Here is a 16,593-nt window from a genome sequence, read left to right on the forward strand (position 1 = left end):
ATTTTTTTGTTAAACAACCTGATTGGTACGAGGATTATACGCATCAATTTGACGCTAGGTCACCCTGACTCCTTTAAAAAAATTTCTGTGTCAGAACTGGACAATGTTCATATGATGTACCAGGAAAAAGTCTGTCCTAATTTTTTGGAGGGTGATTATGTGTTCAATAAATATGGTTTCCAAAAAATAACTCCCCGAAACGGTTTTGATACAAATCCCAACAACGCCATGCAAAACAATTATGCCTGGTCAATGGCTGAGATGGGAGAATATCTCTATGTAGGAACCGGAAGAAATATTCTCTATAACATTCTCCTGACTATTAAGAATGCAGGAATATTGGGGGATTTCGAAATCCCGAAGGAGCTAACCCCTGAGGTTGTCGATAACAGAGCAGAAATCTGGCGTTATAACAAAGCGCTTCCCCATGCCGGTTGGGAGAAAGTTTTTAAAGCTCCAGCTGATTTCAATATTATCCAAGGTTTTCGGTATATGATCCGTTATACCGACCTGAATGGTCAAACGGCGCTTTATGTTGGTGGGTATTGTCAGGGTAAGGTAAGGACATTTAGGTCCACAGATGGATTGTCCTGGCTTGAAATACCCAATGATAATCTTAACGGTACTTCCACAAGGGCAATGGTGATTCATACCAACGAAAAACTCTATATGTCAACTGTAGATGAGATCTCTCAAACTCTAACTGCTCTGATTTATGAATATATCCCTCCTACCGTTCACTTTCCAAATGGCAGATGGGAGCAGGTTACAGGGGATCCAAGCAACCCGGGATTTATCCAAGGTAAAAACCCAAGCGGGCAAGTAATGATGATGGCAAGCTTTAAAGGACACCTTTATGCCGCTACCTCTAATCTGGTGGAAGGATTTGAACTTTGGAGAACTGAAGGCACAGGAACCATCATTAATGAATGGAAATTGGTGATCGACAAGGGAGCCGGTGATGCGCTTAATATTATTCCCTTAACACTTGGAGCGTTTAAAGATTATTTATATGTTGGCGCCATTATGTTCCCTCTTCTTGCGCAACAGCCGATGAATCTCTCCGCATTTAAACCCTTTGACCTGGTGAGGATAGATGCGCAGGATCATTGGCAGCTGGTAATCGGGGGCAAGGCAAAAAAGCCTACCAACCCCACCACGGGCACACGTGGTAAAGCATTAAGCCATAAACCCTCGGGGTTAGGAAATCCCTTTAATTTATACTGCTGGCAGCTGGAAGAATACAATGGGGAATTTTTCCTGGGCACATTTGACTGGTCTGTACTCCTTAAACCGCTCGTTCCCGCTATCATTCCTGCAATTCTAAATTTACCGGGATTTCTAGAAGAACTTCTACGAATTATTCTTAGCGTGCTGCTTACAGTAGGTGATGCAATCTATCCATTTAATGGATTTGATTTGTTTAAGTCCAAGGATGGCATTCATTGGGCTCCAATTACCTTAAACGGTTTGGGAAATCCGCATAACTACGGTGCAAGGATCTTGTTTAAAACAGCAAACGGGCACTTGAATTTAGGAACCGCCAACCCCTTTGATGGTTGTGAAGTTTGGTTCCGCTAAAGAAATATTTTTGCTAAAATGGTTAGATACTTGGCAAGCTATCCGGGAAATGAGAGATGAACTGACAAATAATAGCTTAAAAATAAAAATTATTGATAACAAAGTAAAGGCTTTATAGCCTTTATTTTTTTTGACACGTTTTTTGACATAAAGTTGAATCTTCATTTGCATTATAAGGCAGTTCTGTAAAATAGTTGATGCTTTTTGAAAAATGATGAAGGAGAATGTAGTTAAAAGTAGAATAATTTGTTTAAAAGCCATTGATTACTCTATCAAAAATGATGTAAATCTGATTTTAGCAGTATTTCCATCAGAGAAGGGAAATATGGAATCATCACATTTTTTTTCAGTTTTATTTTTCTTTTCTTGTGTAATGAGCAGCTCTCTTGGGGCCTATACACTTTATCTTGACCCGAAAGCCGGATTGAACAAAGCTTTTTTTGTACTGTGTATTTCCTTGAGTCTATGGGCTTTCGGGTTTTCCATTTGCGTTTCTGCCCAGAATCAAGAACTTAGCTTAATCTGGCGTAGGATCTCAGTCGTTGGTTGGGGTTCGTTTTTCAGTATCCTGCTTCATTTCAGTTTAATTCTAACCGAGAAAAAAAATTTGTTAAATAAATGGTGGTTATACCTGCTGCTTTATTTCCCCTCAGTCCTGACAATGTATATTTATGGGATCTCCGGTTCTGCGGAATCGAAGTATAAATTAATTCATACGGTCAATGGCTGGATTAATGTTCCGAATAGTGGCTTTAATTCTTTCTTCAATTATTATTATATTATTTTCTGCATCGTTTCCGCAGGAATGATTTGGTTATGGGGGAGAAGAGCTTCTGCCCGGAGTAGTAAGAAAAAGGCAAGGCTCATCCTATCTTGGATTATTGCAACCTTAATCTTTGCATCCTTTACGGATATTGTCGCCAGCACTTTTTGGAAAATGCCGCTTCCCCAATTGGCTCCTTTTATTATCTCGATGTCGCTCATCGTCATTTACTACGCTATTAAAAAATACGGACTGATGAAGCCTGAAAAGATCATCAATGCTGAGGAAACCATCTTAAATGAATCGACCCGCGGAAATATTATCAGCTATATGGCCTTTGCTATGTTTGCCTGCGGCGTTATTAATTTTGTATCGTTTTTTCTTTTTAACATGACAAATGATTTAATGCCTATCATATTGACAAGTATCGCTGTCCTTTTTCTAGGACTTGTCATTTTGTTCGTGAAGTGGATGCCTATCGCGGAAAATAAAAAAGATATTATTTATTTTGTGGTGAATGTTCTGGCCATTCCAGTTTTTACTTTAAGGTTTATTGAAACCGGGAGTATTACGGTTTGGGCGTTTCCTATTATTTTTGTAATTATTGCCCTGGTGTTCAATCAACGCATTATCTTAGCTTCATTGGGAGTCTCCATCATATCTACCCAGATTCTGGGCTGGTTCATCACGCCAAAGGTTAACGTTGAGATAAATGCTCAAGACTATTTGGCAAGAATCTTATTTTTCCTTGTCGTTCTTGGGTTGGCTTTCTATGTCAATAAACTGTATATTCGCAGACTGAGAGAAAACGCTGAGCAGATAAAACTGCAGAAATTAATCTCGAAGATTTCTTCGGATTTCATCACAGCAAATCAAATGAATTTAGAGCAGAAAATCAATCAGGCGCTTGAGGAATGCGGACGGTTTTTTGAGATGGACAGGGCATGGATTTATTTACTGGACAGGGAGCAACATCGCGTTACCCTTCCGTTTGCTTGGTACCGGCATGGTCTTATTGTCAGCGAAGCGATAGAATGCCCGGGAGCGGAAGACTCGATCCTCATGAATCAGATATCAGAGGGTAAAATTATTCATACAAAATCAGAAATTTGCCTACCCATTGCTGGAAACGGTCAGATATTAGGCTCATTTGGGATTGATTCCCGCAGAATCCCTAAAAAATGGCGTGAAGACCAGATTGATTTACTCAAGGTCATTGCAAATATTTTGGGAGACGCTCTGACGAAAGTCCAGGCGGAAAGAGAAATTAAACAATTAGCCTACTATGATCATTTAACGAAGCTACCCAACCGGGTGTTGTTCCAGGACAGGGTTACACAAGCGATCCACCAAGCCGGCCGGATTCAAAAGATGCTCGCGGTGATTTTCCTGGATCTTGATTCTTTCAAAACGGTTAATGATACTTTGGGCCATGAAGGCGGGGACGAACTGATCACTAAAGTCGGGCAGGAATTATTGGAATGTACCCGCAAAACCGACACAGTATCCCGTTTTGGCGGCGATGAATTTCTGATTTTGCTGAATAATATTTCCGACTATCAAGATGTTATGGTTATTGCCGATAAAATAATGGGTTTATTCAAAGAACCGGCGGTACTAAGAGGTAAGGAATTCTTTGTTACAGCAAGTGCAGGGATTGCACTATATCCTATTGATGGACAAGATACAGAAACGTTGATTATAAACTCGGATATTGCAATGTATAAGGCCAAAGAGAAAGGGAAAAACCAGTATGCCCTCTGTTCTTCCGAGATGAAAGAGGACATTCGGAATAAAATGATACTGAAAAACAGTCTGTTCCGAGCTTTAGAACGCGAAGAATTGTTGGTGTATTACCAGCCCCAGGTCCATCTTCCGGAAGCAAAAATCATCGGAATGGAAGCTTTGTTAAGATGGAAGCATCCGGAGTTGGGAATGGTATCCCCGGCAGTATTCATCCCGATTGCCGAGCAAAGTGGGATCATTAACACGATCGGGGAATGGGTACTTAAAACAGCTTGCCGGCAAAATAAGATCTGGCAGGAAAAAGGATATCCTCCGGTGCGGATGTCTGTTAATATTTCGGTAAATCAACTTCGCAACCCGAATATTGTTGGTCAGATCGCAAATGTCCTTCAAGAAACCGGACTTCAACCCAAGTATCTGGAATTGGAAATTACAGAAGGTTCTGCGATAAATGAAGCAAATATTATTCAGGTTTTAAACGATTTTAAGAAGTTAGGGATTACCATCTCTATCGACGACTTTGGCACAGAATACTCCTCTTTAAACAGGCTGAAAAATTTGCCGATCGATCGATTGAAGATGGATATGCATTTTGTTCACGGTATTGAAAAAGATGAAAAAGACAGAGCAATCACCAAAGTCATCATAAATCTTGCTAAAAATCTAGACCTGGAGGTTATTGCCGAAGGGGTGGAAACCGAGAAACAAGTACAATTCTTAAGTCGGAACATGTGCGACGAGGTTCAGGGTTATTATTTCTACCGACCAATGCCTGCTGAGGAAATCGAAGAATTATTAAGAAAACCATGCGCCAATATCCTATAGATACATAGTTTTTCTACAAAATCAACTCCAACCACCGACTGTTTTCGCTGTAAATTCCTCATGTACTTTCTTCAGCAAGACCGGGATACTCAGCGCCTGCGGGCAATGTTCCTCACAGATTCCGCAAGAAATACACTGATCAGCTCCGGAACCGGAGGGGAGCAAACTTTCCCTGTACATCCCTTTGTCTACCCAATGCGTTTTCATGAGCTGGTGGCTGTTATAGAGTCTGAATATTTCAGGAATGCTTACGCCTTGGGGACAAGGCATACAATAGCTGCAGCTTGTACAGCCGATGCTGTTATTGGACTCGAAAGCTTCCCGGATTTTTTTGATCAGATTTTGGTCGGCCTCGGACATTGCGTTGACTGCAGATTCATCAAATATCCGCAAATTGTCCTTCAACTGCTCCAGCGTACTGGCGCCACTAAGAATCACGGAAACCTCAGGCATATTGTAAAGCCAGCGGAAACACCACGCGACCAAGGATCTCTTCTCCGGATATTGATGAACCAAATCAGCGACTGCTTCGGGAACGTTAGCCAGCATGTAGCCACCCCTTAACGGTTCCATGATAACAACCGCCAGACCCTTTCCTGCCGCATATCTCAACCCCTCAATCCCGGCCTGCTGATTTTCATCCAGAATATTCAGCTGGATTTGTGCCATCTCCCAGTCAAAGGCATCCACGACCTGTTTGAATGCCGGCAGTGTCCCATGAAAAGAAAAACTCTTGTGCAGTATTTTACCCTTTTGGACCATTTTATCAAGGAAAGTAAGACCATCAAAATGATTGACTTTCTCCCAGTTGTCATGGTTCATGTTGTGGAGAAGATACATGTCGATATGATCGGTTCCCAAGCGTTTCAGCTCTTCATCCAAGTATTTCTCGAAGTCTCCGTGTTTGCCGATTTTCCATATGGGGCTTTTGGTGGCGATCAACGCCTTATTCCGATAGCCCCCTTGAAGCGCTTTCCCGGTAATCATTTCACTGTTTGGATAGATGTAAGCGGTGTCCAGGTAATTGACTCCGTGATCTACCGCATACCGCACCATTTCTATCGCTTCTTTTTCACTTTTCGGGAATCGCATACAGCCAAGCCCCAGCCTTGAAACTTGGAGTCCCGTTTTTCCTAGTAGCGTATATTGCATGATATTACACTCCATTTTTTCTTCATTCTTTGTTATATGCTATTGCGTTATTTACTAAGCATCTCTTTAATTTTCTTCCACAGTCCGGTGCCAACCATATTATCGGCAACTTTTATGATTTCCTGGACTTTAATCAGGATATCACCCTCACCGGCCCAGTGCCTGCGGACAACTTCCGGGTTCGTGTTATTAATAATGGTGTTCAGGACATAAGCAGCCACGGATATATCGTCAACAAATCCTACCGGTCCTACAAAGAGCTCAGGGATTAAATCAATCGGTGAGACAAAATAAGCAATCGCAATCGCCAGTTTTGCTTTATCGTCTACGTTGACTTCCTTGTCTATAGTCAATTTGCACAGAAGATGAAATAAGTCGGGGGCAATCAGGATATACTCTGCATACTTATTCGTTTTACCTTCCTCACTTGTGAAGTAATCCTTGATCTTTTTCCTTAGAGATTGATAAAAATCATCATGGTCGTTCTCATGGTCGTTCCTCATTTGGTCACTCATGATCTAACCTCTTTTCGTTATTTTTCGTTATTTTATGTACAACAGAATATTTTATAGGCGTCGTCTTTTATTGCTTTTATTGTATCTTCTTTCTCTAACAATTGCACCAAGGTTTCAAAGGGTATTTTCCTGTCCATGACGAATGTCTTCTTAACCGACAATAAACGCTTACGCTTGGAGAAGGTAAATCATGAAAATCACTGACAAGAAGCTTCTTACGATTACCGTCCTATTGCTCATAAGTACCTTGATCCTTTCCGCTTGCAGCTTTAAAAACAATTCTGCTGCTCCTTCGGCTGCAGTTTCCTCCGCTGGAACCGATGACACCAGTGATAACACCTGTGATCAGGAAGTGGTTTCAAACTTAATTATGAAAGGTACAGGTCTCAGAGAGATTTCTTATCATCTTGTAACAACGAATGCGGGAGTATCTTCCGAAAGCAACGTTTGGTTTAAAGATACCAAAATGAAAACGGATACGATTACGAATGGGCAAAGAACGGTCTCCATCTTCGATTTGGAAAACGGAGAAATCGTTTCCTACCGGCCAGGACAAAATGTGGCTGCCAAGGTAAATATTAACGAATATAAAGGGAATGACAATATTACCCCCATGGACTATTCACTGGCATTAGATACAGATGAAAATGCTGATGTAAGTTACCAAATCATCGGAACACAAACGCTTAACGGATTGGAATGCAAAATAATTTCTGTAACCAGCGGCCAAGGGAATTATAAAGATTGGTTAAGCACAAAATACGGAATCGTCATTAAGTTTGAACTGGTTCAGGATGGGCAGACCAACACCTCAGAATATACAGACATTAAAGTCGGTGCAGGTTCCATCCCCGAAGGTACATTTGACTTACCGAAAGAAATTCTTATTCAATAAATCCCATGAGGATATCCATGACTTCTTCCATACTTTTAGGAATTTTTTACCGGTATAATGATTGAAATTCTGAGGTATCCTATTTAAGGTTAAAGAAAAGGGAACCGTCACTCTCACGGTTCCCTTCCGGCTTATAATCATTTGCTCTCGAAAATCAGTCTTAACGCATGCCGAGGCTTTCAAAAGTCTTCTTCACCATGTATCCACCTACGGAACCATTTTGTCTAGCAGATGTATCAGGGCCTAAGTTTACACCCATTGAACTAGCTGCCTGACTCTTGTCTATAGGAAGTCTATATTTTGCCATTACTTTTTCCCTCCTTTCCTTTTTGGAATGTACACTTATTATTAACATATTTACCTTTTCTACACTGGCAGTTTTTGTTATAGATCATATAGTCAAAAAAAGACCGGCACTCTTGATACCACCCCCTGAATATATTGACATTAAACGAAGATGCTTTTGGGCGGGTGGTATCCTATGAACGCTGTGGATCGTATATCCAAAGCTTTTCAATCTGCTGAAGAAATCCCTATTGACGATTCCTCAAAGATGATTTTAATGAGTGATGTCCATAGGGGGGACGGCAGCTGGGCTGACGATTTTTCCGGGAATGAGAATCTGTATTTTGCAGCGTTAACGCATTATTATAAGGAACAGTACACGTATATCGAGCTTGGTGACGGTGACGAACTGTGGAAGTATAAAAACATGTCGGACATCGTGCCTGTTCATAAGGATACATTTTCACTCCTGCAAAGATTTTATAATGAAGGCCGCCTTTATTTCATTTACGGAAACCATGACATGGTCAAAAGCAATGATCATTTTGTACAGAAATGCTTTAACCGGTACTATGATGCCGAGGAAAAGCGTCACGTTCCTTTATTTGAGAATGTTAAATTTCACGAGGGGCTTGTTTTACGGTATAAGGATTCAGACCGAAAAATTCTTTTGATCCACGGGCACCAAGGCAGTATGTTGGACTATACGTTTTGGGGGTTAAGAAGATTTCTGGTCAGATATGTATGGAAGAAACTTGAGTTGTTCGGTTTTAAAGACCCCACCAGTACAGCCAAAAATTATCATAAGAAGGATTCTATAGAACAAAACCTTACTGAATGGGTCAACCAGGAAAAGCACATGCTGATTGCCGGTCACACCCATAGGCCCATGTTCCCTGATGCGGGGAAACCGCTATATTTTAATGACGGCAGTTGTGTTCATCCGCGTTCGATCACAGGCATAGAGATCGCGGAAGGCAATATTACACTGGTTAAATGGAATATCAAAACCAAGGATAACGGTACCTTGTATATAGGCCGAGAAGTTCTTGCAGGACCCAGAGACTTAAAGGAATACCTTTAAGTCTCTGGTCTTTCCTCTTATTTTGTATCGTCATGATATTTACAAGCTCCGCACTTGCCCGACCGAAACCATGACGCCGATCATTGACAGCGTCCGCTCCTTATTGATGACTGGGACTGTAAGTAACGCCGTTGGATAGCGATTTAAAATAACCTATCCTTCATTTGGGGCTAAGTGGTGTTACAGCCCTTTTGTATTGGCTGCCGGAGCTATCAGAGCATATGTCTGATGCTTTCCGCCGTATGCCGCTGAAAATTGAAATCCCGGAATGTTTCTTGACGCGACGCTCCAAGCGCAGATCCAGCTGATTGATCAATGGCTGCTTTAAGATCCGCCTTCAGGCTCTGATCCGTTGTTTCCTGGTATAAGGTGTAGATGTACGGGACCGCTGCATCAGACAAGCCGGACAAAGCCTGCACATCGAGATTCTCCAGGGTTCCGTTACTGTACCTGTCAATATTATAGGCAGCGATTCGGCCGTCGATGTTCCCGTAGCTCAGGATCATGAAAAACACTACAAATCCGACCAGCATGATCCTGGCTGCGTTAAATTTTTTAAACTGTCTGACGGCAATCACCGCAAACAGAAAGAGCAGCACAAGCATAAACCAAGTCGTATAGACACGCAGCGGGGTCAAACCAAAATAATGGATGTACATCACCATCTTGCTAATGGCCGTAATGATCAACATCAGGGTGAAAAGGCATAAAATGACTGTTTCTATTTGCAGAATCCTCACCTTGTCCCTTTTCACAATAAGATGGGCCACCGTAATCACGACCATATTGATCCCGGCTACCGCACAAAGTTCAAAAAAACCTCTGCGGGCATACTCCGCATGCGTCATGAGTTCCGGGAGACGGTCATTGAATGCCGAGAAAAGATAGGTGATCTGAGAAAGGAAAAAAACCATAAAGACAAGATTCAACGCTGTCAAGGCGGTGTATACGGTCACTCCCGGGGAAAAACGGAAAGCAGCGGCCGTTTTGTCAACAGTCTCGACGGTGACATATCCCGTATTCCTCCCATGCCGGTCGCCGTAAATCAATCCGTACAGATAACAGGCGACGGGAATTCCCATCAATATCTGGACGATAATATTCATCGATACCGAAAACTGCAGATTGGCGATCATCCCTGCGAAAACAGCATCGGCTCGTGTCAATAGGTTGATGACTGCGGCCAGGATCGGAATCATCACAAGAATACCAACCGCGCCGGCCAGAAGGGATTTCCCCTTTTGATTTCTGCCAAACAGTCTCTTGACCGCGCTAAAGCAGCAGGCAAAATTGCGGAATGGAATGACCAAAACCTGATTAAAAAGATCGCCCAGGATATAGGCGGAGATTCTTTTCTCCAGGTTTCTGCCCGTAAACAGGCTGATCCAATAGATGACAGCGGCTGTAAGAAAGATAAAATTCAGTCCTTTGATCAGGATATTATCAAAAAGCAAGAAGACCAGGGACGACAGGATAATGACAATGAAACACAACCAGCTCGTTCTTGTTTGACGGAACTTACCTGATTTCAGATATAGGACGGTAGACAGACAGAATACTGCTGCAAATAAGGTAACACCCGCACCAAGACCGGCAGCCAGGATCAGATTCCAATATAAGAAGCCGCAGACCAGCATGGCCAATGCGAAAACAATATCACTCCTTGTATAGGTTGCCGTATCCGTACTGTTATTCATCTCTCTATTATTCATCTCCCTGTTATTCATCTTCCTGTTCTCCTTTCCGATACTCTAATAAATCTCCGGGCTGGCAATTCAGAACTTTGCAAACTTCTTCCAGTGTGGAAAAGCGGATAGCCTTTGCCTTGTTGTTTTTTAGAATTGAAAGATTAGCCGGAGTGATTCCGATTTTATCCGCCAGCTCACCGGCAGAAATTTTTCTTTTTGCCATCATAACGTCGAGATTAACGACAATCAATGAGAATCCCTCCCCTAAATCGTAAAATCATTTTCTCTTTTGATAACAATCGCCTGTTCAAAAACATTTTTGATCACTCTCAGGATCAGCCCTAAAAAAGCGGCACAAACGGCTATAATCACAAAAAGAATATAATAAAATCCTGAGATGAACAAAATGGCGGAGACGACAAAACTGCACCATGACAACACCCGCAGGAGTTTGACATTTTTTTCCACAAACACTTCTTCCCGCCTGATGTTGGAAAGAAGCCTGCCAAGGCAGATCAAAGATAACATCCCCGGCAGAACACAGGCATAGACCGTTAGGAGCAAGGAATGAATGATTTCAGGATCTTTTCCTGTATAGTTTACATATGTAGGGATTAAATTCGGCATAGCAAAAGCTGCACATATGACCAGGACAATGGCGATCTTGGTACAAATGGAAGATAGTTTTACGGACTTACTTGGATTCCACATTGTATCATACCCTTTCTATCTATTTTGGTTCTATTGTAAATGGTATATTATTGTAAGTCAATATTAATTTATCATTTATCAATATATTTATGTTGTTTATAGATAAACTCAAACGACTAAATTGAAAACTTAATTGAAAGGCGAGATGCCATTTTGTAAATCAAAACGCGGTCTTTGTAACGAAAACAAAATGCAGCTTTGTAACCCACTTGCAGTTTGGTTTATTCGTTCTTCTATGGAAAAAGATATTAAACAGATCCTCAAAGCAAAATATTAACCAAAAAAAATAACCTTGGAATGACTTGAAAGTTCCAAGGTTATTCTTTTTAGTTCTTATTGTTTATGAAGTACTACTATGATCAAATTTATTTGTTCTTAGTTATAAGCGGATACAGAGCTCGAATTCATGATGGCAGCAAGGGCACTTTACTGTATGTTTGCCTTTTCGCCGCGGCAGCCGAAGTACTCTTTTACAGTGCGGGCATTTGCGGAAACGGTGGGTTTTAATTTCTTTGATTCGGCGCATCGTCAAAGAACCTTCAGCCTTAATCCTATTCCACATTTTCATGAATTTATCGTTTTCCTGGCGTCTTTTATAGATGTTTCGGGATAAGGTTCTGAAGATCATTCCAGCCAGAACGACCCCCATTAAAATACTGATGATTCCTGAACGGATAAACGTATTGGCGATCAGTAATACAAACCAGACCCCAAGTAAAGCATAATACAACTGATCAATGCCGTACCGGCCAATCATCAAACGTGTCAGCTTATTTTTCAAATTACCCATTGCCCACACTCCTTACGCTATTTTCATCAACAGAACGGACAGCAAAGGTCCGCGATACATAAGCCAAAACAGAGTTTGTCCAGCGTGTCATTCGGCATGCCGAAGCCGCGTCTTTGTTGCTGATAAACGCGTCCGCCGCGTTGCAGCATATTCAAGATGCGTTGGTATTCCGGATTGCCAGGATTCATGCGTACCGCTGTTTCGGCGTGGTTCAGCGCCGTGATGATGTTGCCGATACCGGCATTGGCAACAGCACTGCAATAGTACCATTCGGCACTTCGGTCACTCATCCTGGCCAGAATATTCAGCGCCTCGCGAAAATAGCCCAGATTGATATAGTGTTTTACCGAATCATACGCTGAGGAAGCATATTCCCGGGAAGCGTTGCTCCCGTTGTAATAGGTGTTTGGGTAGGGGTTTCCGCTTTTGATCTGTTCGTAAGCGGCATTGATTTCACTCATTTTTTTAGCCGCTTCCGCATTGCCGGGGTTCAGGTCCGGGTGGTATTTTTTGGCCAGTTTGCGATAGGCCTTTTTTATTTCATCATCCGCAGCCGTCTGAGGAACACCAAGTACTTGATAAGGATCGGATATCATTCTTTCTTATCTCCCCTTTACTTTCTTATTCGCTGCTTCATACCTTGTCCAAACGCCTGAAAAGAGAATGTTTTCAATAAGGTTTTGATCGCGTTTGATTGGCAGTTGCCGGTATTTTTCCATACAGTCGGCCATAAGCAGATTTAATATTTGCGGAAAATGGTCTGTTGACAACGCAGTCAGCGGATTATAGCATTCCTTTTGGATGTCCTTTTTGAGATCAAGACAGGCATCCATAATGTAAATGAATTTGCCAAGTGATTTTCCAAAGTTACGTAAATCTTGGGCATCGTCATCTTCTTGGAAAACGAAGACTTCGCCCATGAGTCTGCCGAAACAACCTGCAGGAATATCCGGTTTCAGTTCCCCTGATTTTTCTATGTCGGAAAGGGTGTTCAAGCACTCACTGATGACAGCACATTGCCTGGGATGGCGGATGGCAGCCTGCCTGTATTTCTTTTCGAACAGCTTGGCTTCAGCCAGCGACAGGATCTTCCGTTCGTCCTTCCAATCATCGAGAAATTTGAAATAAGTCAGGACAATACTCATATCGGCGGTATAATCTGAGATCTCGTTATGCCAATAACAGTGAGGTTTGTGGGGATGCATGATGCATCGCCCGGTTTGAATGGTGGTATCTTTCTGATAAAGCGCGGAAAGGAACAGTACGAGGAAAGTCATGTCATAGTTTAGTGTGATACGGCTAAGGATGCCGTGACGGTCTCCCAGCGTCTGGCATAAACCGCAGTAGCACGACCGATAGTGGAGTTTTTCTTCGGCAGTTAGCTTATCGATATTGGCGACGACATAACCGAACATATTTTTCACCTGACTTCATTCATATCTTATTTAAATATAAATAAAAAAACCTTCACCCCCAAGGGCAAAGGTCTCGCTTACAATCAGTCAATTGCAATAAAGCCGGGATCGAAATCCGTCTTGACGACTTTATTATCCAGCTACTCCCCTTTGATTTACGATAACGCAATTATACCAGAAGGAAAATGTTGATGCAACTACGAATATTTTGTTTTGCGAAAATTTACTGCTAATATAAAAATGAATATAACCTCCATCTTCCCGGTAACTCAGAACAGCAGCGGACAAAAGGCTGCGCTCCCCCGAATTGCCATTATAAACAAAACTTGACCAAAACCGTTCCGCCGTACGCGGTATTCTGCCTTTGTAATCAGGATCTCTTCAGCCTGACTTCAAAGGCAGTTTTGTTGGACAACCCCGGCTGGTTAATACGGTATTGGTATACGGCATCATAGTAAAAATACCGCTGTTATGACCCCCGATCCGGCCGCGTTTGTCGCTGTTGCACCCGGCACTGTGAAATAGTTTGCGCTAATGCCTTCCAATGTATATCCTTCTTTCGGAACCAGCGTGATGGTCGCTGTGTATTGCTGGCCTTCCACAAAGGGGGCGTCGGCCGGTGTCCAGGTGACCGACCCGGTATACTGCTCCGTTACGGTGATCGCTGTCACAGGTGCCGCTCCCGGTGCAGGCGGTGTAACCCCGGCTATTTCCGAAATGTCGATGGTGGCTGCTGACGTTATAGGTGGTAACGCCTTGAACACTGCCGTAATGACCCCGGATCCTGCAGCATTATGCGCTGCTGCTCCCGGTACGGTGAAAAAGTTCGCACCGACGCCTTTTAAGGTATACCCTGCTTTAGGAACAAGCGTAATCGTCGCCGTGTATTCCTGGCCGTCAACAAAGGTACTGTCAGCAGGCGACCAGGTGATTGTTCCTGAATACTGCTCCGTTTGGATCGTTGTCACGGGTATCGCCCCCGGTTCAGGTGCAGTTACGCCGGATATTTCCGGTATATCAATCGCAGCTGCCGTAGACGGGGCCGCAAGGTGGGCTTTAACTTCCGGATCCAAGGAGGCAAGGACCGTGCTGTCCCAGACTTTATCAGTGGTTTTACCTAAAAGAAGGTTCTGAGCGACTTCTTTGGCTGCGTCTCTGTTTACCTCCCAGTAGCTTAACCCATCAAGATTAATTGCATCGCCGGGCAGTGTTTGGGTCACGATCGTTGCGTCTTCAAAAGACTTGGCCGCCCCGGCGAGTTTTAGGAGATCTTTCAGAGACAAGTCTGTTTCCACAGCCTTCATTAATTCCGGAATCAGCTCGGGCAATTTTAATAGGGTGGCAGGCTGAAGCATTTTTTTACCCACAGCAGTCAGTACTTTCTGCTGCCTGGCCGTTCTCCCGATATCGGCGGTTGCGTCATGACGGAAACGGGCATATTGGAGCGCTTTTGTCCCGTCTAATTCCTGTACCCCGGCTTTTAGGTTGATATAGCCGTCCTCTTTATCCCCGGTCTCATATTTCATGTCTTTTTCCACGTCAATGGTGATCCCGTCCAGCGTATCGATCATATCCTTGAACCCATTAAAATTCGTCAGGACATACCCATCCAGCTCAATACCGGTCAGTTCGGTAACTTGTTTTTCCAGCTCCGGAATCCCTTTTAACATGGGAACGGCATTGATCTTACAATAGCTTTTTGATCCGGGGAGTGTTACCCGGGTGTCTCTCGGAATGGACAGTAAGGAAATAAGTTTCGTCTTCGGGTCAAAGCTGGCTACAATGATCGAGTCCGAATTGTAAGAACTTGCCCCTGGCCTTTTATCCGTCCCGATCAAAAGAATACTGACCCGATTGTTCAAATTCACACTGTCGCCGGGCAGATTGCCTCCTTTAGCGAAATAGAAGGCAAATGCTGCCGTCCCGGCAACAATGCCTGCGATTACCAGTGCTATGATCATAAAAACTTTTTTCAGTTTTTTCTTCTTTCTCTTTTTTTCAACCAATACATTCACCCCATTTTGATTTTGTGCCATAAAAAACATACCACTTATTACCGCATGTATCAATACCAATTTTTTGTTATTCTGCAAACCAAGCAATAAATTTTATCGCAATATCCAACATTTCTTGCTTAGTGAAATCGATTTGATCTGATCTTTGAGATCGTACCATTATTCTCGGCATGCAATTTGAGAGATCGTTGGCAAATAATTTTTACAAAACCAGAGAAAACTAATGAATACTTGCTCTTCTAAAATAAATACTTACTCTTCTATAGGAGATTAAAAATGGATGAAAAACGAACAGCAAAATTAAAAAGGATCTACGAGCTGGAGAACCTTCAGATCCATTATTATCAGTCCCAATTGTCCGAAAGCGACGACCCGATATTTGACAAAGCTCTATTCAAAATCGTCGAAGCTGATAAAATGCATGCTGAATTTTTTACTGAGCTTTTTCGTGAACATAACATAGACATCCCGCTAATCAAAGCAAGTATTGCTGACATTGCAGGGAGCATTATCGGGGAGGCGATTGAATTAGCCGGGCAGGAAAATATCTGTAAGATTGGGTTTGCCTTAGAAAATCAGATTTTGGAAATATACGCTGATTTAGTAGAAGAAAACCTAAATTCAGATTTATTAGATAAGCTCATAGACTTTAAGATTGATAAGGAATTTCATGCCTTATGGCTGCAACACTATGCTCAGTATCTAAAACACCAAAAATCCCAAAAATCCTATAGTAATAATCTCATCCAAGATTCCGTTGAAGATCATCCAACCGTGAATATGAATGTGCGTTTGATCTAAATGATTTCAATTTCAGGCAGTTAAACAAAAGATCTATGGACCTCAAGTAGAACTTTTGTTAGTGCCATTTTCAAAATAAAAAGTTTTGATCTTCAGTCAGGTAATCTGAAAAGCCAGCCTGAAGGTACTCGATTATATAATTTGTCCTAGACAATGCTGTTGCCAACATAAATTGGTCATCCAGACCATTTCCATTGCACTAGAAACACTGTAAAATATACTTATATCTTTGTCCAAAGGCAAAAACAAAAATACTTCAAGCAAACATACGTTCTCATATCATCCATTATATGGTATAATAAGGACAGTAGGAAGTAACCTCAACTG

Annotated in this window: 16 protein-coding genes; 6 read left to right on the forward strand and 10 right to left on the reverse strand. The window is 42.3% G+C overall.

The annotated features are described in order from the left end of the window. The first annotated feature begins 6 nt into the window (after positions 1-6). The 3 genes from AB3489_RS12300 (at position 7) to AB3489_RS12310 (ending at position 4,915) form a co-directional block, all read left to right on the forward strand. Positions 7-1,581, forward strand: coding sequence for a hypothetical protein (locus AB3489_RS12300; protein ID WP_368293132.1), 1,575 nt, complete (start codon positions 7-9; stop codon positions 1,579-1,581). Further along, positions 1,556-1,699: a hypothetical protein gene (locus tag AB3489_RS12305; RefSeq protein ID WP_368293133.1), complete on the forward strand. Its 144-nt coding sequence runs from the start codon at positions 1,556-1,558 to the stop codon at positions 1,697-1,699. Before AB3489_RS12300 ends, AB3489_RS12305 begins: the two co-directional genes overlap by 26 nt. A gap of 207 nt (positions 1,700-1,906) precedes the next feature. Next, on the forward strand, positions 1,907-4,915 hold the full coding sequence (locus AB3489_RS12310; protein WP_368293134.1) for an EAL domain-containing protein: 3,009 nt from the start codon (positions 1,907-1,909) through the stop codon (positions 4,913-4,915). Between the two features lie 21 nt (positions 4,916-4,936). Here AB3489_RS12310 and AB3489_RS12315 read toward each other — a convergent pair whose 3' ends face one another. After that, positions 4,937-6,067, reverse strand: a complete 1,131-nt coding sequence (locus AB3489_RS12315; RefSeq protein WP_368293135.1) for an aldo/keto reductase — start codon at positions 6,065-6,067, stop codon at positions 4,937-4,939. Positions 6,068-6,114: 47 nt separating this feature from the next. Further along, positions 6,115-6,582 (reverse strand): DUF1232 domain-containing protein, encoded by a 468-nt coding sequence (locus AB3489_RS12320; RefSeq protein WP_019225709.1) that lies wholly within the window; start codon positions 6,580-6,582, stop codon positions 6,115-6,117. A 190-nt stretch (positions 6,583-6,772) separates the two neighbouring features. Here AB3489_RS12320 and AB3489_RS12325 point away from each other — a divergent pair, with 190 nt between their 5' ends. Then, positions 6,773-7,477 (forward strand): DUF4412 domain-containing protein, encoded by a 705-nt coding sequence (locus tag AB3489_RS12325; protein ID WP_368293136.1) that lies wholly within the window; start codon positions 6,773-6,775, stop codon positions 7,475-7,477. 160 nt (positions 7,478-7,637) lie between these two features. On the opposite strand, the gene AB3489_RS12330 is transcribed toward AB3489_RS12325, so the two are convergent. Next, positions 7,638-7,784, reverse strand: coding sequence for a small, acid-soluble spore protein, alpha/beta type (locus tag AB3489_RS12330; protein WP_019225711.1), 147 nt, complete (start codon positions 7,782-7,784; stop codon positions 7,638-7,640). A 174-nt stretch (positions 7,785-7,958) separates the two neighbouring features. On the opposite strand from AB3489_RS12330, the gene AB3489_RS12335 reads away from it, so the two are divergent. Next, positions 7,959-8,846, forward strand: coding sequence for a metallophosphoesterase family protein (locus AB3489_RS12335; RefSeq protein ID WP_368293137.1), 888 nt, complete (start codon positions 7,959-7,961; stop codon positions 8,844-8,846). A 212-nt stretch (positions 8,847-9,058) separates the two neighbouring features. On the opposite strand, the gene AB3489_RS12340 is transcribed toward AB3489_RS12335, so the two are convergent. From AB3489_RS12340 to AB3489_RS12370, 7 genes are all read right to left on the reverse strand, one after another. Continuing rightward, positions 9,059-10,558, reverse strand: coding sequence for a DUF4153 domain-containing protein (locus tag AB3489_RS12340; protein ID WP_368293138.1), 1,500 nt, complete (start codon positions 10,556-10,558; stop codon positions 9,059-9,061). Positions 10,559-10,565: 7 nt separating this feature from the next. Beyond that, positions 10,566-10,784 (reverse strand): helix-turn-helix domain-containing protein, encoded by a 219-nt coding sequence (locus AB3489_RS12345; RefSeq protein WP_368293139.1) that lies wholly within the window; start codon positions 10,782-10,784, stop codon positions 10,566-10,568. A 14-nt stretch (positions 10,785-10,798) separates the two neighbouring features. Then, positions 10,799-11,245: a DUF2975 domain-containing protein gene (locus tag AB3489_RS12350; protein WP_368293140.1), complete on the reverse strand. Its 447-nt coding sequence runs from the start codon at positions 11,243-11,245 to the stop codon at positions 10,799-10,801. 379 nt (positions 11,246-11,624) lie between these two features. Continuing rightward, complete coding sequence (locus AB3489_RS12355; protein WP_368293141.1) at positions 11,625-12,035, reverse strand: hypothetical protein; 411 nt, start codon at positions 12,033-12,035, stop codon at positions 11,625-11,627. Positions 12,036-12,061: 26 nt separating this feature from the next. Next, the gene (locus AB3489_RS12360; RefSeq protein WP_368293142.1) at positions 12,062-12,631 is read right to left on the reverse strand and encodes a DnaJ domain-containing protein; all 570 of its coding nucleotides are present in this window, start codon (positions 12,629-12,631) and stop codon (positions 12,062-12,064) included. A gap of 6 nt (positions 12,632-12,637) precedes the next feature. Then, on the reverse strand, positions 12,638-13,450 hold the full coding sequence (locus AB3489_RS12365) for a DUF5685 family protein (protein WP_368293143.1): 813 nt from the start codon (positions 13,448-13,450) through the stop codon (positions 12,638-12,640). A 449-nt stretch (positions 13,451-13,899) separates the two neighbouring features. Next, positions 13,900-15,486, reverse strand: coding sequence for an LCP family protein (locus tag AB3489_RS12370; RefSeq protein ID WP_368293144.1), 1,587 nt, complete (start codon positions 15,484-15,486; stop codon positions 13,900-13,902). A 255-nt stretch (positions 15,487-15,741) separates the two neighbouring features. Between AB3489_RS12370 and AB3489_RS12375 the strand changes: the two genes are divergently transcribed. After that, on the forward strand, positions 15,742-16,266 hold the full coding sequence (locus AB3489_RS12375; protein ID WP_368293145.1) for a hypothetical protein: 525 nt from the start codon (positions 15,742-15,744) through the stop codon (positions 16,264-16,266). Positions 16,267-16,593: the final 327 nt, after the last annotated feature.

This window comes from Dehalobacter sp. TBBPA1, from assembly GCF_040931655.1.
Classification (GTDB): domain Bacteria; phylum Bacillota; class Desulfitobacteriia; order Desulfitobacteriales; family Syntrophobotulaceae; genus Dehalobacter; species Dehalobacter restrictus.